Origin of the sequence: Acinetobacter sp. NIPH 1852 (genome assembly GCF_022549455.1) — a bacterium.
Lineage (GTDB): Bacteria > Pseudomonadota > Gammaproteobacteria > Pseudomonadales > Moraxellaceae > Acinetobacter.
The window spans coordinates 24461-48164 of the sequence record NZ_JAKZGG010000002.1; the positions used below are offsets into that span (position 1 = coordinate 24461).

Consider the following 23704-nt stretch of genomic DNA (forward strand, 5'->3'; position numbering starts at 1 on the left):
ATTCGGGCTAGGAGATTGAGGACTAAAACTAGTCTTCAGATAAAGTCATCAAACTTGCATTACCGCCTGCTGCCGCAGTATTTACGCTAATGGCACGTTCGATGACGAGGCGTTCTAGAGGAATCTGTTCATCTGCTTGGAGATGAGTAATACCCACGATTGCTCCAGAACGGTTCGCAATTTTATGTTGTAAGGTTTGTAGTTGATCAACTGAACCTTGATGCAATACAGCATCAAATTGATCTGTTTCAACACGCGCAATGACTTTAATTGCGGCTAACACTTCTTTTGGTAGAGAAGCTTGGTGCTTAGCCAAGAATACGTTGTCTTTCAACACTGCTGCTGAACTACCTACCGCAAAAATTGCGAGAAGCTGTTGTAACTGACCACGTTCATCATCTGCGATTGAAAGCACGCGATGACGAGGTAAGATAATGTATTGATTGCTCTCACCTGTAGGGCCTTGTAACTCGTAGAACTTACCAACACCAAATGTAGGAATTGTTGTTATGGCTTGAGGCATATTTTGATTCGCCCAAGACAACAAGTTTTGGTAAGCAACATTTGATACTGCATCAAAATTTGAAATTTCAGCTTTCATTGCAAATGGCGTTGCCAAAACTTTCTCAGAACAATGTTCCATCAGGCGGTACATATAAAGGGGACCACCAGCTTTTGGACCTGTACCCGATAGACCTTCACCACCAAAAGGCTGTACGCCTACGACAGCACCAACGATGTTACGGTTGATATATAAGTTACCTACTTCAGCACGTTGGATCACGGTATTAATGGTTTCATCAATACGTGTGTGCAGCCCCATGGTTAAGCCGTAGCCTTTTGCATTGATACGATCAATTAATTGCTCAAGTTCACCATATTTATAAGTGATGATATGCAATACAGGACCAAAGACTTCACGCTCTAAATCATCGAGGTTCGGTAATTCAATCGCTGTAGGCGGAACAAACGTACCTTGAGCAAGTGCTTGTTGACTAGCAGCATCATTAAACATCAATTGATGAACAGGGTATCCCTTAGATTTCATCTTTTGGATATGAGTATCAATTGTTTGTTTTGCTTCTTGATCAATCACAGGACCAATGTCAGTTTTCAAGATAGCAGGGTGACCTACGATCAACTGTTTCATTGCACCTTTCAGCATTTGGATGACGGTCGCAGCACTATCTTCTTGTACACATAAGATACGAAGTGCAGAACAGCGTTGACCCGCACTGTCAAATGCAGAGCTTACAACATCTAACACAACTTGCTCAGTAAGTGCAGAAGAATCTACGATCATCGCATTTTGACCACCCGTTTCCGCGATTAACGGAATTGGTTGCCCATTTGCTGATAAACGTTTAGCGACAGTCTTTTGCAAGATTTTTGCAACTTCAGTAGAGCCAGTGAACATGATGCCTTGAATACGATCATCTTGGCTGAGTTGAGCACCCACTGTTTCACCACGGCCTGGAAGAAGTTGAACGACACCGTGTGGTACGCCAGCTTCCCATAAAATTTGTACGGCTTGAGCTGCGATAAGTGGGGTTTGTTCCGCAGGTTTTGCAATCACACAGTTACCGCTGACCAAGGCTGCTGCAATTTGACCAGAGAAAATCGCAAGTGGGAAGTTCCAAGGGCTGATACACAGTACCGTACCCAATGGTTTTACTTGCGCATTTACAGGTAAGTTTTCAATTTGAGTAGCATAGTAACGCAAGAAATCTACAGCTTCACGAACTTCGGCAATCGCATTGGCATAGGTCTTGCCACTTTCACGGCAAAGTAGAACCATAAGTTCTTGGATACGTGCTTCCATCAAATCAGCAGCACGTTTTAAGCATGCAGCACGTTCTACTTTATCTGTTACAGACCAACTTTTTTGTGCTTGTACGGCAGCTTCCAAAGCAAGCTGTACGTCGGCACTCGTCGCTTCATTGACATGACCCACAACTTCGCTGTTTTGTGCAGGGTTTGTAATTGCAATCGCATTACTAATGTCGTGAACAGTCGATTCAAAGCCAAGTAGTGGAGCACTTTTCCAAACGTGATGACGTAGTTTTTGTGCCGTTGCATCTAAATCTGCTAATGGTTGATCGTTGTTTAAATCAAAACCATTCGAGTTTGGACGTAATGGATATAAATCATGTGGAAGTGGGATCGCTGGGTGTTTTAAACCTAACTGACCTTCTTCTTTTGCAGCAGTTTGGATATCTTTGATTGGAGACTGAATGAGGTCTTCAACTTTCAAAGTTTTGTCGGCAATACGGTTTACGAATGATGTGTTTGCACCATTTTCCAATAAACGACGAACTAAATAAGCCAATAATGTTTCATGGTTACCCACTGGCGCGTAAACACGACATGGGATACCCAGTTTATTGTCTGCTTTTGAACCAACCACTTGCTCGTACAATGGCTCACCCATACCGTGTAAGCATTGGAACTCGTACTGACCCGGATAATATTTGCTTGGGTCTGCAAGCGTGTAGATCGTTGCAAGTGACTGTGCATTGTGTGTTGCAAACTGAGGATACACTTGCTCAGGTGCAGCCAGTAATTTTTTCGCACAAGCGATGTATGACAAATCCGTGTGAACTTTACGGGTAAACACTGGATAATCAGTCATCCCATCAATTTGCGCTTTCTTGATTTCGCTATCCCAATATGCACCTTTCACCAAACGAATCATTAAACGTTTGTTACTGCGTTTTGCAAGATCAACAATATAATCAACCACGTAGAAACAACGTTTTTGATAAGCCTGAATCACGAAACCAATACCTTTCCAGTCGGCAAGTTTTGGTTCAAAACATAAACGCTCAAGCAATTCGAGTGAGATTTCCAAGCGTTCAGATTCTTCGGCATCGATGTTTAAACCGATGTCGTAGTGTTTTGCTAGACAAGCAAGTTCAAATACTTTGTTGTAAAGTTCATGGTGAACACGGTCGATTTGCGCACGTTGGTAACGAGGGTGTAGTGCAGAAAGCTTGATCGAGATACCCGGACCTTCATAAACACCACGACCATTGGATGCTTTACCAATCGCATGAATTGCTTGAGTGTAATCATCATAATAGCGTTCAGCATCATGATCAGTCAGTGCTGCTTCACCAAGCATATCGTACGAGTAGCGGAAACCTTTGTGTTCTAGTGGCTTAGCATGTTCAAGCGCTTCTTCAATAGTTTCACCAGTGACAAACTGTTCGCCCATCATACGCATGGCAACGTCAACCGCTTTACGGATGATGCCACGTCCACTACGGGCTAGAAGTCCTGTTAACACGCTAGATAAACTGGTTTGTTTCGGCGTTTCCATTAACTTACCCGTTAACATCAAACCCCAAGCAGCAGCATTTACAAACATCAGGTTACTTTGACCGAGATGCTCTTTCCAGTTGCCTTGGTTGATTTTGTCACGGATCAACAAATCACGGGTTGCTGTATCTGGAATACGAAGCAATGCTTCTGCCAAACACATGAGCGCAACACCTTCTTGAGAAGAAAGTGAAAATTCTTGTAGTAAACCTTGAACAATACCTGCTTTACCAGCCGAGCTTTTACGTTCACGTAAATTATGCGCAAGGTTGAAAGCCAGTTCATAAATTTTTTGATCGAGATCAGGAGAGATATTTGCCGCTTCAGCAAGTTCTGCTACTGATTCAGGTTCTGCACGTCGCCAAGCAGTATTAATACTTTGCTCAAACTCACTTTTTTCTTTAAATTCGGTGATATAACCACCGTTGTCGTGAGCCGTGTCCATTTGTGCGTGGGTATCCAATTTATTCATTGCTAAATTCCGATAACAATACTCTATTGAGTACAGAGGTTTAGATAATTTATAATTACAGAATAAAACCCGAATAACTCACTATAATTGACCCATTTTTTAGAGGAAAACTCAGTTGGATAGCCCTATTTATACATTGGATCGTACTGATTTGAAAATTCTGGATATTCTTCAAACAGATGGGAGGATTTCGAATAGTAAATTAGCTGAGTTAGTGAATCTGTCACCAACGGCCGTGATGGCGCGTGTGCAGAAATTGACGAAAGATGAATTTATCTTGGGTTATGAGGCAAAACTCAATCCCAATAAGCTCAATGCAAGTTTTTTGGTTTTTGTAGAAGTGCTGCTAGATAAAACTACGCCAAACGTATTGGAAGATTTTATTGATGCAGTGACGCAATACCAAGAAATCGTCGAATGTCACATGGTCAGTGGTGGTTTTGATTTTTTAATCAAGTTGCGTAGTGCTGGAATGGAAGAATTTCGGCGTATTGCGGGTCAGATTTTATGGCAATTACCGGGCGTAAAAGAAACGCGAAGTTATCCTGTGATGCAGGTCATTAAGGACAGTTCTAAAATAAAAATCAAATCCAGAAGTAAATTTTAAATCAAAAAAAGGGGCTCTTAAGCCCCTTAAATTTTATCTAAAATGATTATTTCATTTCTCTTGCGTAAATCTCATCAGCTTGTTCAAAGCGACTTGTTACGTTTGAGTTTGGTGCCTTACCAAGTAAGCTCACCACAACGATACTGATCAATGCGAAAAGGAAACCAGGGATGATTTCATAGATGCCTGTATCGCCAAAGAAGTTTTTCCAAACGATAACCGTCACAGCGCCGACGATCATACCTGTCAACGCACCGTTCAAGGTCATACGTTTCCAGAACAATGAAAGAATAATCAGTGGACCAAATGCAGCACCAAAGCCTGCCCAAGCATAAGCAACTAAGCCGAGGACTTTACTTTCTGGGTTTTGTGCCAAGAGCAGTGCAAGCATAGCGACAGCAAATACCATTGCACGACCAATCCAAATCAATTCTTTTTGCGAAGCATTTTTACGGATCAAGCCTTTGTACAAATCCTCTGTCAATGCACTTGAGCAGACCAATAATTGACAACTCAATGTACTCATTACCGCAGATAAAATTGCGGCAAGGACGATACCAACCACCCAAGGATTGAATAAGATCTTGGTCAGTTCCATGAACACAGTTTCAGGGTTTGCAGTTACTGCTGCTGCAAGTTCTGGATGTTGTTGGAAATATGCGATACCAACAAAACCTGAACCAACTGCACCCGCTAAACATAAAATCATCCATGTCATACCGATACGACGAGCAGCAGGGATTGATTTAACTGAGTCGACCGCCATAAAACGAACGAGGATATGTGGTTGCCCGAAATAGCCTAAGCCCCAAGCAGCTGCTGAAAGTATCGCGACTAAGCTTAAATTCGAAGCAAAGTCATAAGCATGAGGACGTGCAGTTTCAACTAAAGCAGTAAATTGAGCAGCGCCTGCATCCAACGAGAGATAGGTGATGATCGGGAGTAGTAGCAATGCAAAAATCATCAAGCCTGCTTGGAAGGTGTCGGTCCAACTAATTGCCAAAAACCCACCAATACAAACATAACCAATTGTTGCAAACGCGCCTAACATCAAGGCTGTGCCATACGGTAATTCGAATAATGTTTCAAACAAACGTGCACCAGCGACCATGCCAGAAGCACAATAAATCGCGAAGAAGACCAAAATAATCAATGCGGATGTTACGCGTAAGATTTTTTTCTGATCATCAAAACGACCTGTAAAATAATCAGGTAGGGTGAGGGCATTATTCTGCACTTCGGTATGTACACGTAACCGTCCTGCAACGAGGTACCAGTTGAGCCACGCACCAATAATCAAACCGATCGCGATCCATGATTCAGATAGTCCAGCCAGATAAATTGCGCCAGGTAAACCCATGAGTAGCCAGCCACTCATGTCCGATGCACCCGCCGATAAAGCGGTGACAAAACTACCTAAACTTCGTCCTCCAAGAATATAATCATCAAGACTTTTGGTAGAAAAATAGGCGTATAAACCTATACCCAACATGGCAATAATATATACCACGAACACAACAACAGTGGGATTAGAGAAATTCATAATGGATGCTCATCCTTATATATCCATAACGGTACAATCCCATCTGAATAGCCCAAAAATGATTTACTATTCTAATAAGATTGATAAGGTGACAGATTCAAGCACGATTGTTTTTTGAAACACTGTAATAGACGTGTATGTTATTTGTATTCTTTGTGTAAATCAATATAGGTGGTTGAATATTAGGCTTTTAATTTAAAATAACGAGTGATTTTGGATAAAAATTTAGCTTTATCTATAAATAAATAAGTAAATAATTTTGGAAATTTACAAAAAAGACGCTTAGATGATCAAAATATGGTATTGAAGGAGTGATATATAGCTGGAATATATGAAATATAAAGTTACAAAGGTGGGGATTCAGAGAAATTCCCTTATAAAAAGCAGCGAATATTAAGCAGTTTTGCCAATGAAACGGTATTTTCTACCCATTTACAGTCGCAAAGTGAAGAAATCTTGCCTTAAAAAAATTGTGCTTAGAAGTAGGTGCAATTTCAATTGATTTTGAATTCTAATGAAAAAGCCTAGTTTAATTTAAACTAGGCTTTTTGATAGATCAGTCTATATAAAGGCTTATAGACCTGATTCGTATTCTTCATTTGATAGAAGTTTTTCAACATCAGCCATATTGTCTGGTTTGATCTTATAGATCCAACCTTTGCCGTATGGATCTTCATTGACAAAATCAGGATCATCTTCAAGATCAGTATTTACTTCAACAACTGTGCCTGAAACAGGTGCGTGAATATCTGAAGCGGTTTTTACAGACTCAACAATACCCGCTTGTTCTGTTGCAGTGACTTGGCTATCAAGTTCAGGTGTTTCCACATAGACTAAATCACCCAACTCATCTTGTGCATGGTCAGTAATCCCTGTCACAACTAAGTCGCCTTCAATTCTTACCCACTCATGTGTACGCGCATACTTCAAATCTACTGGATGATTCATGACAACTCCTTAATAATCCATCTCATCATTTTTGTTTCGTTTTATACAGGGTTTTGATTAAAAACAAAAGTTTTATCAATTAAGTCCGATATTACAAATACGGATCTTTACGCCAGTTACTTGGACTACGACCACTCCAGCGTTTAAAAGCACGGCTAAAATTTGCAACATCAGAATAACCTAATTCATCAGCAATTTGTTCTAGGCTATAGTCTGTTCGTGAAAGTAGGGAAGTTGCATGACGATATCGCACTTCATCCACCAAGGTTGAAAATGATGTTCCTTCCGCTGCAAGCTGACGTTTCAATGTGCGATCTGACATATGTAAACGATCAGCCACGTTTTCAATACTCAGATAGTGCTGTTCAGAGTTGGTCAGAATATCACGGACACGCATCGCTAAACGGCGACGTTCACCCAAAGCAGATAACTCAGTTTCACACTGATTAATTGCAATTTGGCTAGCAATAGGATCTGCATTGACCATTTTCAAGCCTAGATATTTTTTATCAAAACTTGATATCAAATGTGGCTGATTAAAGCGAACCATACTGGTCAATTTGTCACGATACTTATCAAACCCATCTGGTTCGGGGAAATCTAAATCAACTTCACCACTTAAGTCCTCGATTCCAGTCAAAGCTTTAGCCATGGTCATGATACCAATGGTTAGCCCTAGAATAATCTCAGTTCGCAAAGGCTCAACTTGAATGTCACATTGTAGTTGTAACGTTGCTTTAGGGCCAAAAGTAGAAAAATAAAGTTGGAGAAAAGGCAAACGTAATTGAATAAAACGGCTCGCAAGTGCAATCGCATCAGTGATGTCATGGGCGGTCATAATTGCATAACCAATAAAGCCATGAATCGAGATGCGCATTTGCGTACCTAAATGAAAGCCAAGTGTACTTTCACCTGTGAGGCGTAAAGCATGCTTTACCAATTCATTGGCAATCGGCGTTGGAATTCGATAGTTTGGATCAGCCAGTTGTTCGCTCGTTAAGTGAAACGGAGCAAATAATGTTTCATCGCTGTATCCCCAGCGTGAAACAACATCTAATAACAATAAGCCATAGACGCCTGGTATTCCTTGATCTTGTCGAGTTGAGGTCGTTTTCATGTGCTATCCGTGGCGGCTCATCGATCTTTACAAGTACTTTTCAAACATCTTTGCATGAAATAAAAGAATGAATCATAAAAATTGTTGGACAAGAGAGTCACCTAATCCTCAAAAATCAAGTTGGTTTTCTAAAGACCATAATTTTGGTTGTAGATATTAATAGCACATCGCCGTGTTGGTTCAAAGCTTGTGTGACATAGCTAACGATACCACGATCAAGTTTAGTTTTAGAGGGCACAATGGCGGTAATTTCAACATCGACATGGATTTTGTCACCAACACGGGTGGGACGGGGCCAGCGTAGACTAGATTCAGTACCCAATAACCCGCCTGCGATTGGGAAACACTCAGTCCATAAACGCATCACCACAGCGGAAGTATGCCATCCACTAGCAGCTAAACCTTGAAATATAGGATGCTGTGCTGCCGCCTCTGCATCTAAATGGAAGGGCTGAGGGTCAAATTGACCTGCAAATTGTTTAACTTCCTCAAGGGTTATTTCATATTCACGACTGATGAAACGATCACCAATATTCAAATCTTCTAAATACAACATTATTCGGTGTCCTGAGTCACTCTTTGTTCAACTAAAAACCCGCCTGTTTGGCGTTTCCAAAGTTGGGCATACAAACCATCATTCGCTATCAGTTCTTCATGTGTACCTTGCTCAGCAATTCTGCCTTGATCAAGGACGATGAGACGGTCCATTTGTGCAATAGTAGATAAACGATGCGCAATTGCAATGACCGTTTTGCCAACCATTAAGTCATTTAAACTAGATTGGATCGCGGCTTCAACTTCAGAATCAAGTGCACTGGTGGCTTCATCCAAAACCAGAATAGGCGCATCTTTAAGAAAAACCCGTGAAATGGCAATACGTTGACGTTGACCACCAGAAAGTTTTACACCACGCTCACCGACATAGGCATCAAATCCGACACGACCTTTTTGGTCACTCAGTTGAGGAATAAACTCTTCAGCACGAGCTTTTCTCACCGCTTGTTGAATTTCGGCCTCACTCGCATTTGGACGACCATATTTAATATTCTCTGCCACTGTACGATGCAAGAGCGAGGTATCTTGGGTCACTAATGCGATGTTGGCACGTAAACTATCTTGGGTTACGTTTTGGATATCTTGTCCATCAATCAAAATATGGCCCTGATTAATCGGGTAGAAATGCAGTAGTAGTTGAATTAATGTCGATTTACCAGCGCCAGAACGCCCCACAATACCGATTTTTTCGCCGGGTTTGATGGTTAAATTAAAGTGATCAATCACATTTTTCTGATTATAAGCAAAACTCACATTTTCAAAACGAATTTCACCCTGTTGAACTTTTAATTCAGTGGCATCTTGTTTGTCTTGGATTTGGATCGGTTTACCTAAAGTCTTCATACCATCTTGAATGGTACCGACATTTTCAAAGAGCATGGTGATATGCCACATGATAAATTCAGCTAGGCTATCAAGCTTCAACACCATGGCAGTTGTTGCTGCTATTACACCGATCGCGGCTTGACCTTGAGTCCATAACCAAACAGAAGTTCCAATAACACCAATAAAAAGAAAAGCACTCAGCAGGCGAATACTAATTTGGTATTTCACCCCTAAACGCATTTGCTTATAAACAGTCTCCATAAATTCTTTCATGGATTCTTTGGCATACTGGCTTTCACGCCCAGCATGTGCAAACAGTTTTACGGTTTGAATATTGGTGTAGGCATCTGTGATACGGCCGGTCATGATAGATCGTGCATCTGCTTGCGCTTGAGAAATCTTTCCTAAACGTGGGATAAAATAACTGGCAATCGCAATAAACAACACTAACCATATAATTAAGGGAACGATTAGGATCGGAGAGATCGAACCAAGTACAATACTGATGGTAATAAAATAAATAACCACATAAACCAGCATATCGCCAAGAATCATCCAAAACTCGCGTACAGCTAATGCCGTTTGCATCACCTTGGCTGAAAGACGTCCTGCAAAGTCAGTGTGGAAAAAATCTAAGCTTTGTTGTAACAATAAATTGTGAAAGCGCCAACGCATACGCATTGGAAAATTACTAAATAAAACTTGATGTTTAATAATAGCTTGAATGCTGACAAAGAAAATATTGGCAAATAATATACTGATTAGAATGGTCAGATTTTGCTGATTGGTCGCAAAAAATGTATTGGGTTGACTGTTGCTCAGCCAATCGACCAATTTACCGATATAAGAAAAGAACAATGCTTCAAAACAGGCTGCTGCGGCTGTACAAGCGACCAGTAAGAATAAATAAGGGCGAATGCCTTGTGTCGCTTTCCAGACGAAAGCAAAGAAAGTGGTGGGTAATGGTTTGTTTAAGTCTTTGCTTGGATATGGGTCGACTAATTTCTCAAACCATCGCAGCATTGTTTCTTCCTCTAAGTTTAAAAAAGTATAAACATATCGCCATTATAGGATAGCAGAAAATTAATGTAATAAACGTGAAAAGTGAAATTGTACGCATTCTAACGAGCTTGAAGTTGATTGAAATTTATTATTGTCTAATATGAAAAACTAATGAAATATAACACTTGAGAAATATAACACTTGAGAAATATGACATGAAAAAATTATTTGAACACCTACAAGATTCTAATCTCATTATTGAAACTTCATTGATTGATCGTTTTTATCCTAAATACTGGCGGATTGATGGCCCGCAAACCATGTCTTTTGCGATCACCAATTATCAGAATGGCTTTGAAGCATTATTTCGATCTCGCACCACGACTGATTTAGCCGGTATTGTCTGGGATTCTCATGATGCTAAAGACCATACATTTCTCGCATACGAGACTAAGTACGATTACTCAGGGATGATTTGGGGTTTTGATATTGAGTTATCTGCTTCAATGCCAACTCTTAATCATGAAACACTTACACCTACTTTGACGGTCCATTACCATGATCATGGTGAAGATAAGGTGGCTTATATTGTTTTGTTTAATTATGCCAACCAACCCACGGCTCGATCAGCACATATTCAGATCAATTGGGACACAGTAAAAGCAGGTTTCTCAGCCACAGACTATTTCCCTGTCACCAATATTCAGCGGATTTCCTTTTCGGCTTATACAACCACATATAATGGACATTCAACACTTCCACTCGCTCAAGCTGAAGATGGTTATATCCGCATATTCAACTCTATCACTACAGGGCCAAATGCAAAGCTGACTTTAAATCGAGTATCTGTACCACCGCATCATTATGGCATTTGTACCAGTTATGATGACCACTATGATTTAAACCCTCAGCGGCTTGTTGATAATATGAAAGCTTTGGGCTATCAAGGCTTTATGAATCATTATTGTGGTATGTCCAAATATCCAGAGTTAATTTGGAAAAATGATCTGAATAAGTGGCAAATTCCAGATACGCTTATGACACTTGAAGATGTGGTAAATCCATGCACACGTATATGGCATGAGCATTTTGCACAAGCGCTTCATCATGCAGATATGCAGCCAGTATTTGGTGTGAGTTTTGAAATGTACTCATTAGGTGCAAATGAGTTTTGGGCGCAGCGAGATTGGAATAGCAATCTAGGTCGTACGGGTTATGAACCCCCGAGTTATTTTTTTAGTCCATGTGATCAAAATGCACTAGCCTATCTACACAAAGCATTTATCGAGTTTGCAGATATGATGGCGATAGGTGGGTGTGAGGTAAATATGCAAATTGGTGAGCCGTGGTGGTGGTATAACCAAGGCACAGACCTACCTTGTATTTATGATTTCCCCACCAAACTCGCTTTTAATGCTGATACTGGATTATACGCACCAGACTTAGGAACAATTTATGATGCTGTGCATAAAACAGGTACGCCGTATCATGAGTTTAAAACGTGGTTAAGAAATAAGTTGGGTCAGACATGTCAGGACATCCGTGCTGTGATCAAAGCAAAATATCCAAGTGCTCTAGTCTGTCCATTAATTTTCTTTCCCACGATTCGAACACCAATAGAAACTCTTGCGACGGACATTAACTATCCACGCGAACATTATGCTTATCCTCATTTTGATTACATGATGACTGAAGCCTATGATTGGCTTTTAGAGGCAAAACTGGATTTGGCACATCAAACTGTGGCAGAGATACCGACTCAAGATCTTCATTATCCAATCGATAAAGTTGCTTATTTATCGGGATTTGTTCCTGATCCATCTATTGCACATCTCTATGGATTTGACGCTAGCAAAGCGTATCAAGTACACATCTGGCAGCGAATTTTTGGCGATATGCAGAACAATGATCCACTAGGACTGATGAAGCAGTTTATTTGGGCATATCCGCAAGTGATGTTGGATTCAATTACCATTGATATCGGGCAAGCGCCAAACGGCTTCTTTGTAGGGGAGGTCTTTTATTCCCCAATTGCTGATGATACTCCGTATCCTCCGGAAATTTATTTATAAGAGAGTCAATTAAAAAGCCTTTATATAAAGGCTTTTTAATCATCACTTACCGATCGCATAGTAAAAAATAATAGTGTGCACTTTGCTACTTGTTTTAAGTTTGAATAGGGCTATCTATTTGAAAAACCAGATGATGCGCGGGGGTGAAGCAAAGTCTTAGTACAGCGATATGATGAGCGGTCACAATAAAGCGATAATAATACTAGAACTATGCTTACAAAACAGCAATAATTGTGATGTGCTTCACGATTATATGGATGTTAAATGTTAAAAAAAGTCGGCAATTTAAGTGTTTGTTTGTTGTTCATCGCAAGTATATTTTTTCTTATTCGTGGTGCTCCATCTATTGATATCGTTTTAATTACTATTTCACTAGCCTTGATGATGGCAGCATATTTGTTGGCATCGGAATTTAATTTGAATCTACTTAAGTGGACCAAATGATTTTATAAAATTTGAACATTTTTAAAATAGATAACTAGAGAAAATAGGCTTAAGTATAGCTATACCTAGTTGTCGCTATAAAATTTTTATCTATACCTCGATGGCTTGAGAGTTCTGTGTCTGTCCATTTATTTGGGTCGGGTGAGAACTTCAAGCCATTGCAGTTTTTATGCGTATTGATTTAAGTGAGCTTTTCAGTGCTTGCTTGTTGTCTAAATGCTTGTAAATCGTGTCCTGATGGTGCTTGATAAATTCTTAAACCAAACTCAGGAACAATAGCAATTAGATGATCGAAAATATCAGATTGAATTGCCTCATAAGATGCCCATGCAATCGTGTTGGTAAATGCATAAATCTCTAAAGGTAAGCCCTCACTTGTTGGTTGTAACTGGCGAACCAAAATTGTTTGATTTTGGGCAATCCCGTGGTGCTGACGTAAGTAGAACTCAACATAAGCCCGAAACGTTCCCAAGTTGGTTAAACGTCTCTGGTTATATCGAGAATGATTGGTTAAATGATTATTGAACTCCTCAATTTCAGATTTCTTTGCATCAAGATATTGATCTAACAGTAAAAAGTCTTTGAGTTTTTGCTGTTCTTCATCACTCATAAAATGAACACTACTTTGATCAAGAAAAAGCGAGCGCTTCATACGACGGCAACCTGAGTTGCTCATTCCGCGCCAATTCCTAAACGTATCCGTTACTAGTTTATTGGTTGGAATGGTGGTGAAGGTTTTATCAAAGTTCTGAACAGTCACGGTATGTAATGACATATCAATGACGTCACCATCAGCATTTAAAGACGGCATTTCAATCCAGTCGCCGATACGAACCATATCGTAAGATGTGATTTGTACACTGGCGACCAAAGAAAGAATTGTGTTTTGGAACACCAGCATTAATACCGCTGCCATTGCCCCGAAACCAGCAAGTAAAGTGAAGACATCTCTTTTAAGGAAAGTACCTAAAATTAATAGCCCACAAACCACAAACAAGACCAACTTAACCAGTTGCAAATAACCTTTAATGGGTTTATTTCTTGATTTAGGATTACGCTGATAGACGAGGTTGAAGATGTTGAGCGCTTCACTGATCGAGAGTGCGATAGTGAGGAAAATAAAGGCCTGAGCACCCATTTGCACAAGGCTGATTACTTTCTCTGGGAGGTGTGGGACTGAGGAGATCCCATTCATAATCACAATTGCAGGCACGATATTGGCAAAACGACGAGTCACACTATGCTGTGAGAAGATCGCTTGATTTGGAGATTTAAACTTGGTGATTAAATGGCGTATACCACGAACAATAATTCTTTTCGCAATGAAATTTGCCAGTGCTGCGAATAAAATTAGAACGATCAGAGCGAGTAGCATTTCAAGCCAAGGAAAATGGCTTAATTCAGCTCTAATATCGCGTATAAAATTTAAATAATCCAAAACCCAAACACCTTAAAATTCTTTAATAGCGAATTGTAAGCTGTAATAGGGCTTTAGTTATTTTTAATCACAGTTTATATACGATCTGTAAGGCGTTTTTACAGAGTTAAATGATTTACCACATCAAATCATCAGGAATGACATAGGCTGCGTATGGATCTTCTTCATCTGTAGTCTGACTATTATTTTCAGTATTGTTGTTGACTAAGATGAATCCTTGCATTTTCTGGTCAATCTTCTCGGCTAATTCTTTAGGAAGACAAGCATAACTGTCTTGATCTTTTGCAATGACCAGTGAGCCAGAGACCAGTGCGTTATAGACCTGTTGAGCAAGGTAGATTTTCTTAATTTTATTATCATCAATAAATTGATAAGCAATATCGCCATCAGTTTGCTGTACTTTGTGTTGTTTGATCATTTGGATAATTGAAGCTTTTAGGGCTTTTTCTTCCAAGATACGTTGTTTCTCTGAATTGAGCGCTTGATCTTTGGCTATTTTTTCTTGTTTGGCACGATCAATCTCAGCTTTAAATGTTGCATCATCGTTTTGCCCTGTACGTTGCTCATGTTGCACTTGTTTGGTTAATTTTTTCGCTTTTTTATTGTCGACCAAACCCGCTTTTAATAACTGAGCCTGCAATGCATTTTTAACCATGATTCAATCCAAATTTAAGTTTGATGAAGAACGAAAATAATAAATCCAATATGCCATACTCATCGCTAAGCTTAAAGCCGTTGGGATAAGAAAGGTTTGTAAGTTTAAATATGGATACAGCACACTCGCAATGAGTCCGCCTGCTAAAAATCCAGTAAAGATGAGTAAGTGTAGCAAAATACGCCTTCTTTCGACTGTTAACCCACGTGCTTTGTAGCCGAGCGCTAAGCCAATATCGGTTAATACACCAGATAAATGTGTGGTACGAATAATCGCTCCTTTATAGTGGCTGACCATTGCATTTTGTACGCCCATCGCTACACAGGCCCAGAGTAAGCCATAGCGAGGAAAATAGGGGATGAGCAACCACGTTAAAAACAGAAAAATGGCGACCAAACTCAGTGGAAATCCATAATGTCGCCCTAGCGCAAGATTGCCATTTCCAAGAATTAGGCCACTATAAAATGAGCCAACTACAAAGCATATTACCACTAAGCCAAGGTAAATCAGATGATCTGGTTGCCAATCGAGTACATTCATGGCCAATAAGCTGACATTACCCGTCATATGAGAAACGGATTGGTGCAGGAGAGTGAATAAACCCAAAACGTTCACCATCCCTGCATTCAATGCCAATAAAAAAGCACCCAGTTGAATCCAATTTGGTAAACGTTGAAGTGGCATATAAACCTATGAGTCTAGACGGTCTCTGAAATCTACAGCAGCAGTGAATAAAACATCTGTTGATGAGTTGAGTGCTGTCTCGGTTGAATCTTGCAATACACTAATGATCATACCAATTGCGACAACCTGCATAGCAACTTCTGTTGATATACCAAACAAGCTACAAGCAACGGGGATAAGCAATAATGAACCACCTGCTACGCCAGATGCACCACAAGCAGATATTGCTGCAACAACAGACAAAATAATCATTGTGCTGAGATCGACTTGAATACCGAGCGTATTTACAGCAGCGAGTGTTAATACCGTCACGGTAACGGCAGCACCCGCCATGTTTATTGTAGCACCAAGTGGAATGGAAACACCTGCAGTTGCTTCATTGACACCTAAACGTCGTGCAAGGTCTAAGTTCACAGGAATATTTGCAGCTGAACTACGCGTAAAGAAGGCAGTAATCCCACTTTCTTTCAAACAGATAAACACGAGTGGATAGGGATTGGCACGCATTGTAATCGCAACAAGGATTGGGTTGATCACCAGTGCAACAAAAATCATTGTACCGATCAATACCATCAATAAATGTGCATAGCTTGTCAACGTTGCAAAACCAGCTTCAGCAAAGGTCACTGCAACTAAGCCAAAAATACCGACTGGCGCAAAACTAATCACGATATGAATGATTTTATTCACAGCATTGGAAACATCGGTTAATACTTGTTTTGTTGATTCAGAACTGTGGCGCAGTGCTAAACCTAAACCAATTGCCCAAGCCAAGATACCAATAAAATTAGCATCACTGATTGCTTGTACAGGGTTGGCAATAAAGCTAAGCAGTAAGTTCTTTAAGATCTCAGCAAGATTACCAGGTGCTTGTAATTCAGACTGGGCTGCGATATTCAAAAAAAGCTGACTAGGGAACATGATGCTTGCAATGACAGCACTAAATGCAGCGAACAGCATGCCGAGTACATACAAGGTCATGACAGGTCTTAAATTAGAATTTTGACCCACTTGAAAGTTTGCAATTGAAGAAAGTACGAGTACAAAAACTAAAATTGGTGCAACAGATTTCAAGGCCTTAATAAATAACTCACCTAATAAACTTAGATAAGGTGTGAAAGTAGGGAATAGCAATGCCACGCCAATCCCTAAAAAAATAGCGATAATAATTTTGCTAACTAAACTTAAGCGAGACAATACATTAAACATATGAAGGCCTTATAAACCTATGCACGATTTAAGGTTAAACAAGCGCCGTATTCTATACCTAAGCGCTATGAATATTAAAATTTTTTTTACTACCGCATTACTTTAAAAATACTGTAAAAAATAACGTAATGTTTTTTAAAAGTATTTTATAGAAATATACGATATCCTTTTGAGCGAAAAAACAGCTATAAAGTTTTTGTATCGGCTTGAGGTTGAGTGGAAAGCGCTTGTATTGCTTGGTAGTGTGATAGAAATATTCGACCACTCAACTCCTTTACTAGCTCTGATTTAGACAGCTTATCGATTACTGGTCCTTTTACTTCTGAGAGGTGAAGCTGGATCTGTAATTGTGATAATTCTTGATTTAGATCCTTCAACATTTCTAGCGCACTGAGGTCAATATTACTGATACTTGAGCAATTGATGACGACATGTTGTATCTGTGGGTTTTGGCTAAGCTCAGTAATCACATGACCTTTCAAAATATGTGCATTTAAAAAACTAAGATTTTCATCAACACGAAATGCCACAACGTTTGGTGTTGTTATGACATCATATCGTGACACATTTCTAAAGTGCTGAGTGCCTTCGATTAAACCAATCACTGCAATATGTGGACGGCTGATTCGCCAGAGTAATAAGACAAAAGTTAAAACAATACCAATAATAAGCCCAGTCGAAATATCAATACAGGTCACACCCAAGAACGTTGCCCACATCGCAAGACCATCCGCTTTTGAATATCGCCATGTATCAATAAAAGGTGTCAGTGTGACAAGTTTCCAGATGGAAACAAAAATCGTCGCAGCTAAAACGGCTAAAGGTAGATTTTCAAATAGACCTGTAAAATATAAGCTTACGAGGATCATTAATAATGAAGAAAGCACACCAGAGATCGGCGTTTTTGCACCTGCATCAGCATTGACCACCGTTCTAGATAAACTGCCTGAAACAGCAAAGCCTGAATTTATACCTGCTGCAATATTTGCCAAACCTAATGCGATCAACTCTTGATTGCTGTTTAAATCATCACGCTTTTGCAAAGCAGTTGCTTGCGCTATTGCCAAGGACTCAATAAAACTAATCATTGCAATCATAAAAGCACTAGGGAGTAGCTGTTGAACCAAAGTCAAGTTCCATGTTGGAAAATGAAAACTAGGTAAAGCAGAGGGAATCGCTCCAACAGTTTGAATACCATAATGATCTCCCCCTAAGGCAGAAATAAACACGATTGATAAGAGGAGAAGCAGTAGAGGAATAATTTTATTTATAAAATGAGATTGAATAAACTTGGGCAATAAAATGAGTATGCCAATCGCTGTAATTCCAAAACCGAGATTTGTAAGACTTATCTTATCGAAGTGTTGAGATAGACTGACAAAGAACTCAGGAATATTATTTGCTTGTAAGGGGATATCGAGTAAAAACTTGAATTGCCCGAGTGCGATCAATAATGCCGATGCAATGATGAAGCTTTGAATAACGGGATGGCTAATCAATTGAATTAAAAAACCAAAACGAAATAGACCTAAAATGAGTGATATCACACCCACTAAGACCGCCAAAAGACAAGCAGCTTCTATATAGGCTGCTGAACCAACTGTAAAGAGTGGGTTTAATGCTGCGAAAACCATCATGGAAATAATGGCAACAGGACCAATCGACAGTGTGGAGCTACTGCCCGTAAATGCATAGATGATCATCGGCAATATACTGGCGTATATTCCCATGACTGGTGGCAAGCCCGCCAACATGGCATAAGCCATACCTTGAGGAACAAGCATCGCCAAAACAATTAAAGCGGCAGTTAAATCAGACCTAAAACTGGGGAGCTGATAGTTGCGTAACCATTTTCTTGCAGGAAACAGTACAGAGAGGCCTTGATTTAACTTTTTCATGTCTAACATTTTAAAGCATAAATTCGTATATATTATGCAGAAAAAATGCTAAAGAAACGAGTGCTTGTTTTCCCTATGATTGGTCTGGTTTAGGGCAATAATGCTCATACAAGGTATTCAAGATGATATTTAGCTTTGGATCAAGAATTGAATAAAAAATTTGTTTGCCATCACGACGTGTAGAAACAACATTGCTTTTGCGTAGCATCATCAATTGTTGTGAAAGGGTGGGTTGAACAATGTTTGTGAGTTCCGCAATTTGTGTGACGTTAAGTTCTTTTTGAGTTAAATGACACAAAATAATCAACCGATCAGTATTTGCTAGAGATTTGAGTACATTAACAACGTTACCCGCAGATGCTCTCATCGCTTCAATTTCAAGATTTTTTTGCATATTTCACTCGTCACCAGAAAACCGACCCAAGTATAAGATGGGTAATAGAAAGAATTGTTGTAAAACTGAATAATCACAATGGTTTTTAATGACAAGGCATATAAGCAAAATTTATAAGCATAAGCAATTATGTTAATGAATTAGCTTTTTTTTTAATAAATGTCGACTGATTAGCATTTGGTGGGTTTGAGCTAAAATAGAACCAAAAAATCATGTCTATGGAGTAAGATTTTTTAAGTTTACTACACAATAAAATTAAGTGATTAATATAACTAATGAATATTAAAAAAAGTTAAAAATTGATTGTACTTCAAATAAAAGTGTATACAATTGGAATTAGGACAGAAGAATCTGTCTGCATAAAAAGGATCGGAACTGTGAAAACACGACCGCCAGAGGGTAATAATAGTTATTATTAACTAAATTTAGACGCAAGCGTGAGCCAGAAAAAAAATTATAAATCACGCTTTATTTTTTTATTCAATTATTTCATTGCTTTATATAGTTATCCCTTTACTGGTAAAGGGATAAAATTATTTATGCAAGTGTTTGTTCAAAGTTAATCAAGTGTTCAACACGCTTCCAATACTCGTTCATTTCAACAGAGTTTTTATTCACATGCGCTTGAATCGTCATACCGTCTAAAATACTGACAATGAGCGTTGCAAGGTGGATTGGTGTTTGAATTCCTATATTTTCAAGTAAAGCTTGAATTAAGGCAGTTAACCAAATTTTATATTGAGTTGCAGGTTCTAAGGTTGAAGGGTAGATCTTGATCACTTCTCCAAGCGCTTTTTGAAACATGCATCCGTTAAAATCTTCGGTATTGAACCATGCAGCATACCATTCAAAAATCGTTTTGAGCTGCCCCATATGGTCGGCTGGATCGCCTTTACTTAAAGCGATGTTTAGCGAAGCTTGGAGATTTTGGTTGCGCTGGATGAGACATTCTTGAATCAGCTTTTCCTTAGATGGAAAATATTTATAGAAAGTCATTTTTGCAACGTTTGACTCGCTGATAATTCGATCGACCCCAACCGAGTTGTAGCTATGCGAGTTAAATAGTCTTAATGCTGTGCTAATAATATCTTCTTTTTTTGACATATAACGCCTCGGGTTCGCTCCCCATCAAGAGCATTTTTTTGCATTTCATTATGCAATTTTGGCGGACATTTTACATGCTATTCAAAAATTATCATAGGGGTAAATAACACTATTTATTTAATTGATTTTTAAATGAGTCATTCATGTGATCAGTTAAAACGAGCAGTACGGATTTAATAATGCGAATAAAACTTGGTTATAAAAAGTTTGGTTATTAATAGATAGAAAATTGCGCTGAAATGAGTACGCTTCGAATGATTCTATTGATTGGTATTATTGCGAAGAAACAATATTTAATTAAAAATGATAATCATTTTCATAACCAGGGGTTGATTGATGAAATGGTCAGTTATCAATAGATAATAACTGATCCATCATCTTTATCTGAGCTTATTGGGGTTGCTGTTTCGGCAGACTTGCAATGAGTCGAGCGAAGTTTTTGGAAAGTGTGGATGATTGCGTTGGGGTATATACTGAGCGTTGAATTATTCCTTTATCGGTTTCAATGGATAGCTCAACGTTTTTCGCGCCTCTCAATTCATAAAGAAACGAGCTTGGGAGAACAAAGGTATTGGCTGAGTGTTTAGGAATAAGCTTACTTATATATTTCTGTTGAGTTTTCTCAGTAGGTCGGTAGTTAAATGACTTCCCATCCACCAAGAAAGTCATAGCTGTTATATCGTAATATTGATAAGTACTTGTCAACGCAACATCAACTTTTAGTCGATCTTTTTGTTGTTTATCCCATTCAACGACCACATTCGGGCAAATTTCATTGCTCTTACAATTTAATGAGCCTGCAGTAGCAAGATGATCAATAGCCGTAGTGGTTTGCGAATTTTGCAAACTTGTACAACCACTTGTCATTACAGCAATACTAAGTAAGCACAGTACTTTTTTCATATTTAAGGTCTCTTGTTTATTCCACGTCTAGGCGGTTATTAATGTGATGCTGAACCAAGAAATTCAAATGGTTTTGCGATTTTGAACTGACTGGTTGCGTCACCAGCAAAGGTATTTTGTTGATCACTGCCAAGATCAAGTTTACGTGTAACACCATCTTTAAAATTGATTTTCTTTAAATCAATCCAAAAAACATTCGGGGAAACAGCTGATTCAAAAAAATAAAGTTGTTGCTTGTGATCTGCAACTGTTCTCCAGCGGGTTGAGGAGATATTCGGTTCTTCGGCTGTATTTAAACCAAATGGTACGGATGCATTGCGAATAACACTAAATACCGAGGCGATCGCTTCTTTCGGGTTATTGTTTTTAGGAATGGCATTGATGTAAAAAGAGGCGCGTGCAAAGCGATCTGCGGCTCTATTGGTGCCGGGTAGCATCACGGTTCCACCAATTTGTTGCCAATAAGTATTGAGAGCAAGTTGCTGATCAAAGGTTGGAGAATTCGTCATCACTTGATATTTTTTATTGTGGTGAATGACCTGTTTTCCATTGATGTATTCAATGATTGCACTATCTCCTGTTTTATCAGAAAGCGATAAGTGGAGCGTTGTTAGGCGTTGTTCACCGGGTACATTATCGGTAATGATGATAAAAGGTTCTTTTTCTAAGGCACTAACAGCTTCAGCAACAGTTGCATAATTATCAAGTACGTACTGTGCCCATGCTGAAATACTTAAATGGGGTTTATTTGATTTTTTTGAGTCTGGATATTGAGACTCGACTAACCAAAGCACATTCGCTACAAGGCCAACTTCGTTCATTCCATCTGTGGTGGAAACATCATAACCAGAGGCGATTACGCTGCCATATTTTGATTTCCATTTTAGTGATTTTGGACCTGCATTACTATCTCGATTTACACCACTGGGCATGATCCATAGATTGCTACCGACATCGACTTTCCAGTCCATAGAGCGAGCAGTGATGACATGATTGTCATTGCCCAAATACACGGCTCTGGTACAGGCCTGAACAGTTTGTAAAAATAATGAAGAAGCGATAAATGAACAAAATAATGTTTTTTTAAACATGTTTTGGCTCCGTTTTTTGTCAAAAAATTATTTAAAAGAAAGATATATTTTTAAATTATTAATAAGTAGTTTATAAATTTTTTATTGGTATTCAATCATTAAAATGTAATTGTTATAAAAATAATCACTTTGATATTTCCAAGTATAATTAACCGACTGTAGTGAAAAGGTTAATTTAATATATTTTCACATATTGAAGTTAATTATCTTGGAAGTATCAATAAAAGGATTAGTTTGGAGGTAATAACATCACAATCGCATTATTTAGCAGTTGAGCGACATCTTCGAGTATTTCAGTTTGATTGAACTGTTCATCAAATATTAAGCTTTCACCATCTGCGACTTGCTTTAAGTAATTTTCAAAGGTCTTGGAAACACAGACGTTTTCGCCATTTGCCCAAAAGTCTAGAGAGTCACCTTGTTGTCTATAAAGTAGTCTCGATGCGGGTTCAAGGATCAACTGGAATCCTGTATCAATGATTTCTGTCAAATCATTGGCTTCAATTTCCTCTGGTTCTGGAATATTGTTAGGATAGTTTGATTCACTCATATAAGACATGATCGCAGCGTCGAACTCTGGTGCTTGAGTGAGATAGTCAAGTAGTTGAGTTTTTAAGTATGAAAATTCAGTATCGTTAATTTCACCCACTTGAGCAGCTTGTTGGCGTTTAATATCAAGCAATGGTTTTTTGAGTATCTCGTTTTCTGCAAATTTATCGCTGACTTGATCAATCATCTCTGAGAGGTTTGGCATACGGAAACCGAAAGAGAAGGTTAAACAATCATCTTCTGCGACACCGTAATGTGAAAGACCTGGCGGTACATAAAGTAAATCACCTGGAGCAAGCACTTCATCAAAATGAATATCCATTTCAGCTAATAATTTTAAAGGTTGGTCAGGAACAAATGCTGTAGATTCATTACACATTTGACCGAGTTGCCAGCGGCGATGACCATGACCTTGCACCAAGAAGACATCATAAAAATCAAAATGCTTGCCGACTGAACCACCTTGTGGTGCATAAGACACCATGATGTCATCCCGACGCCATTGGGGAATAAAAGGAAATTTTTTCCAGAGTTCAGCGATATCAAATGAATAATGATCAACCGCTTGAACTAATAATGTCCATAGATTCGGTAATTTTTGAAAATCACCTTTGGTGAGCGGAGAAGACTTTACATGCCATTCATTTGGATTTTTATTCTTTTGACGAATCAGGCGAGCAGTGACATCTTCTTCCAAAGCAAGTTCTTTTACATCGTCTGGTTCTAATAGACCGACAATTTCAGGCATTGCGTTACGCACCAGCAAAGGTTTTTTTTGCCAATATTCAGTTAAAAACTGTTCTGCTGTGATACCGCCTAAAACCGTTAAAGATTGTTGAGACATAGGGAGCAAGCCAAAATATATAAATTTGT

18 protein-coding genes are annotated in these 23704 nt (G+C 39.0%); 2 read left to right on the forward strand and 16 right to left on the reverse strand.

Annotated features, from left to right (window positions below):
• Positions 1-28 precede the first annotated feature (28 nt).
• Positions 29-3793, reverse strand: coding sequence for a trifunctional transcriptional regulator/proline dehydrogenase/L-glutamate gamma-semialdehyde dehydrogenase (putA, locus tag MMO38_RS01870; RefSeq protein ID WP_241322317.1), 3765 nt, complete (start codon positions 3791-3793; stop codon positions 29-31).
• A 115-nt stretch (positions 3794-3908) separates the two neighbouring features.
• Here putA and MMO38_RS01875 point away from each other — a divergent pair, with 115 nt between their 5' ends.
• On the forward strand, positions 3909-4400 hold the full coding sequence (locus MMO38_RS01875) for an Lrp/AsnC ligand binding domain-containing protein (protein WP_004670817.1): 492 nt from the start codon (positions 3909-3911) through the stop codon (positions 4398-4400).
• Positions 4401-4446: 46 nt separating this feature from the next.
• On the opposite strand, the gene putP is transcribed toward MMO38_RS01875, so the two are convergent.
• The 5 genes from putP to MMO38_RS01900 form a co-directional block, all read right to left on the reverse strand.
• Positions 4447-5943 (reverse strand): sodium/proline symporter PutP, encoded by a 1497-nt coding sequence (gene putP / locus MMO38_RS01880; protein WP_004670819.1) that lies wholly within the window; start codon positions 5941-5943, stop codon positions 4447-4449.
• Between the two features lie 573 nt (positions 5944-6516).
• Positions 6517-6891, reverse strand: a complete 375-nt coding sequence (gene gcvH / locus MMO38_RS01885) for a glycine cleavage system protein GcvH (protein ID WP_004670821.1) — start codon at positions 6889-6891, stop codon at positions 6517-6519.
• Between the two features lie 91 nt (positions 6892-6982).
• The gene (locus MMO38_RS01890) at positions 6983-8008 is read right to left on the reverse strand and encodes an AraC family transcriptional regulator (protein WP_241322319.1); all 1026 of its coding nucleotides are present in this window, start codon (positions 8006-8008) and stop codon (positions 6983-6985) included.
• A gap of 115 nt (positions 8009-8123) precedes the next feature.
• On the reverse strand, positions 8124-8564 hold the full coding sequence (locus MMO38_RS01895; RefSeq protein WP_004670825.1) for a MaoC family dehydratase: 441 nt from the start codon (positions 8562-8564) through the stop codon (positions 8124-8126).
• Positions 8564-10411, reverse strand: coding sequence for an ABC transporter ATP-binding protein (locus tag MMO38_RS01900; RefSeq protein WP_241322321.1), 1848 nt, complete (start codon positions 10409-10411; stop codon positions 8564-8566). Before MMO38_RS01900 ends, MMO38_RS01895 begins: the two co-directional genes overlap by 1 nt.
• 194 nt (positions 10412-10605) lie before the next feature.
• On the opposite strand from MMO38_RS01900, the gene MMO38_RS01905 reads away from it, so the two are divergent.
• The gene (locus MMO38_RS01905) at positions 10606-12462 is read left to right on the forward strand and encodes a phage capsid protein (protein ID WP_241322322.1); all 1857 of its coding nucleotides are present in this window, start codon (positions 10606-10608) and stop codon (positions 12460-12462) included.
• Positions 12463-13087: 625 nt separating this feature from the next.
• Here MMO38_RS01905 and MMO38_RS01910 read toward each other — a convergent pair.
• The 10 genes from MMO38_RS01910 to MMO38_RS01955 all read right to left on the reverse strand — a co-directional run bounded on the left by MMO38_RS01910 (position 13088) and on the right by MMO38_RS01955 (position 23675).
• Complete coding sequence (locus tag MMO38_RS01910) at positions 13088-14344, reverse strand: mechanosensitive ion channel domain-containing protein (protein ID WP_241322323.1); 1257 nt, start codon at positions 14342-14344, stop codon at positions 13088-13090.
• 115 nt (positions 14345-14459) lie between these two features.
• Entirely contained in the window at positions 14460-14999 is a 540-nt protein-coding gene (locus tag MMO38_RS01915; RefSeq protein ID WP_005196718.1) for a DUF2058 domain-containing protein, read from the reverse strand.
• A gap of 3 nt (positions 15000-15002) precedes the next feature.
• A complete protein-coding gene (locus MMO38_RS01920) occupies positions 15003-15683 on the reverse strand; it encodes a YoaK family protein (protein ID WP_004670837.1) in 681 nt (226 codons plus the stop codon).
• Positions 15684-15689: 6 nt separating this feature from the next.
• Positions 15690-16892 (reverse strand): serine/threonine transporter SstT, encoded by a 1203-nt coding sequence (gene sstT / locus MMO38_RS01925; protein WP_004670840.1) that lies wholly within the window; start codon positions 16890-16892, stop codon positions 15690-15692.
• Positions 16893-17077: 185 nt separating this feature from the next.
• Positions 17078-18790 carry a sulfate permease gene (sulP, locus tag MMO38_RS01930; RefSeq protein ID WP_241322325.1) on the reverse strand — a complete coding sequence of 571 codons (1713 nt, stop codon included), beginning with the start codon at positions 18788-18790 and terminating at the stop codon, positions 17078-17080.
• Between the two features lie 73 nt (positions 18791-18863).
• Positions 18864-19184, reverse strand: a complete 321-nt coding sequence (locus MMO38_RS01935) for a metalloregulator ArsR/SmtB family transcription factor (RefSeq protein WP_241322327.1) — start codon at positions 19182-19184, stop codon at positions 18864-18866.
• A 537-nt stretch (positions 19185-19721) separates the two neighbouring features.
• Complete coding sequence (locus tag MMO38_RS01940) at positions 19722-20288, reverse strand: TetR/AcrR family transcriptional regulator (protein WP_241322329.1); 567 nt, start codon at positions 20286-20288, stop codon at positions 19722-19724.
• A gap of 390 nt (positions 20289-20678) precedes the next feature.
• Positions 20679-21191 (reverse strand): hypothetical protein, encoded by a 513-nt coding sequence (locus tag MMO38_RS01945; protein WP_241322330.1) that lies wholly within the window; start codon positions 21189-21191, stop codon positions 20679-20681.
• Positions 21192-21229: 38 nt separating this feature from the next.
• On the reverse strand, positions 21230-22282 hold the full coding sequence (locus MMO38_RS01950; protein WP_241322332.1) for a linear amide C-N hydrolase: 1053 nt from the start codon (positions 22280-22282) through the stop codon (positions 21230-21232).
• 229 nt (positions 22283-22511) lie between these two features.
• On the reverse strand, positions 22512-23675 hold the full coding sequence (locus tag MMO38_RS01955; RefSeq protein ID WP_241322333.1) for a cupin domain-containing protein: 1164 nt from the start codon (positions 23673-23675) through the stop codon (positions 22512-22514).
• Positions 23676-23704 lie beyond the last annotated feature (29 nt).

Excerpts from the sequence above, each read along its gene's own strand:
- putA (WP_241322317.1), bottom strand. The coding sequence starts at position 3,793 with ATGAATAAATTGGATACCCACGCACAAATGGACACGGCTCACGACAAC.
- putP (WP_004670819.1), bottom strand. The coding sequence starts at position 5,943 with ATGAATTTCTCTAATCCCACTGTTGTTGTGTTCGTGGTATATATTATT.
- gcvH (WP_004670821.1), bottom strand. The coding sequence starts at position 6,891 with ATGAATCATCCAGTAGATTTGAAGTATGCGCGTACACATGAGTGGGTA.
- MMO38_RS01890 (WP_241322319.1), bottom strand. The coding sequence starts at position 8,008 with ATGAAAACGACCTCAACTCGACAAGATCAAGGAATACCAGGCGTCTAT.
- MMO38_RS01895 (WP_004670825.1), bottom strand. The coding sequence starts at position 8,564 with ATGTTGTATTTAGAAGATTTGAATATTGGTGATCGTTTCATCAGTCGT.
- MMO38_RS01900 (WP_241322321.1), bottom strand. The coding sequence starts at position 10,411 with ATGCTGCGATGGTTTGAGAAATTAGTCGACCCATATCCAAGCAAAGAC.
- MMO38_RS01905 (WP_241322322.1), top strand. The coding sequence starts at position 10,606 with ATGAAAAAATTATTTGAACACCTACAAGATTCTAATCTCATTATTGAA.
- MMO38_RS01915 (WP_005196718.1), bottom strand. The coding sequence starts at position 14,999 with ATGGTTAAAAATGCATTGCAGGCTCAGTTATTAAAAGCGGGTTTGGTC.
- MMO38_RS01920 (WP_004670837.1), bottom strand. The coding sequence starts at position 15,683 with ATGCCACTTCAACGTTTACCAAATTGGATTCAACTGGGTGCTTTTTTA.
- sstT (WP_004670840.1), bottom strand. The coding sequence starts at position 16,892 with ATGTTTAATGTATTGTCTCGCTTAAGTTTAGTTAGCAAAATTATTATC.
- sulP (WP_241322325.1), bottom strand. The coding sequence starts at position 18,790 with ATGAAAAAGTTAAATCAAGGCCTCTCTGTACTGTTTCCTGCAAGAAAA.
- MMO38_RS01935 (WP_241322327.1), bottom strand. The coding sequence starts at position 19,184 with ATGCAAAAAAATCTTGAAATTGAAGCGATGAGAGCATCTGCGGGTAAC.
- MMO38_RS01940 (WP_241322329.1), bottom strand. The coding sequence starts at position 20,288 with ATGTCAAAAAAAGAAGATATTATTAGCACAGCATTAAGACTATTTAAC.
- MMO38_RS01945 (WP_241322330.1), bottom strand. The coding sequence starts at position 21,191 with ATGAAAAAAGTACTGTGCTTACTTAGTATTGCTGTAATGACAAGTGGT.
- MMO38_RS01950 (WP_241322332.1), bottom strand. The coding sequence starts at position 22,282 with ATGTTTAAAAAAACATTATTTTGTTCATTTATCGCTTCTTCATTATTT.
- MMO38_RS01955 (WP_241322333.1), bottom strand. The coding sequence starts at position 23,675 with ATGTCTCAACAATCTTTAACGGTTTTAGGCGGTATCACAGCAGAACAG.